Here is a 641-nt window from a genome sequence, read left to right as displayed (position 1 = left end):
TCGTCTCTTTCTTTTGCTCTTGATAAATGCGTTTTTGTTCATTGCTTTGTTTTTCTTTGTTTGGGATATTATCTTGGTTATAGTAGGCTTTGAGGTGGATTTGTAGATTATTCATTGCCTGTAATGCTTCTTGTTCTATAAATGTATGATTGTCTATATCATAGATTCTCTTTGGCAGATATATTGTATTTGCATCATTATCCTCACAAGTATATTGTATTTGTTCTCTTATTTCTGCATATACATTGCTCACTAAAAGTTTATCTTGATAATGATATTCTAGGGTATGATATTTTCCTCTGTGTGCTTCTCTAACGCAAGAGGAATTAGTTTTAGGAGCAGGTTTATAATGAGGATGTTGTATCTCCACTCTAAAAGCGTGGCAACTTTTAAGATTTTCTATGTCATCTAGGATAACTTCTCCATTGAGGCTTTCTTCATTGTAGAGAATTTTGTTGGTTTTTCTTTCAATAACTTTTATCGTAGCATTCTGAATAGGATTATAATTAACATCTCTTATTTGTATTTTAATAGGTTCAGAATTTAGCTTTGACATTACAATATCCTATCTATTCCTTTTTCTTTACCCCTCACTCCGCCTTTACCTCCCCACCTTTAACGACTAATCCTTTAGAATCTAT

General features: G+C 32.1%; 1 protein-coding gene. It reads right to left on the bottom strand.

Annotated elements, in window-relative coordinates:
- Positions 1–556, bottom strand: a 556-nt coding sequence (locus LS66_RS10370; protein WP_236097035.1) for a hypothetical protein, incomplete at its 3' end; no start/stop codon positions are given.
- Between the last annotated feature and the right edge of the window lie 85 nt (positions 557–641).

Source organism: Helicobacter sp. MIT 03-1614, assembly GCF_000762925.2.
GTDB classification, from domain to species: Bacteria; Campylobacterota; Campylobacteria; order Campylobacterales; family Helicobacteraceae; genus Helicobacter_C; species Helicobacter_C hepaticus.
Note: the sequence above shows the minus strand (reverse complement) of the source record. Positions and strands in the feature narration are given on the sequence as shown.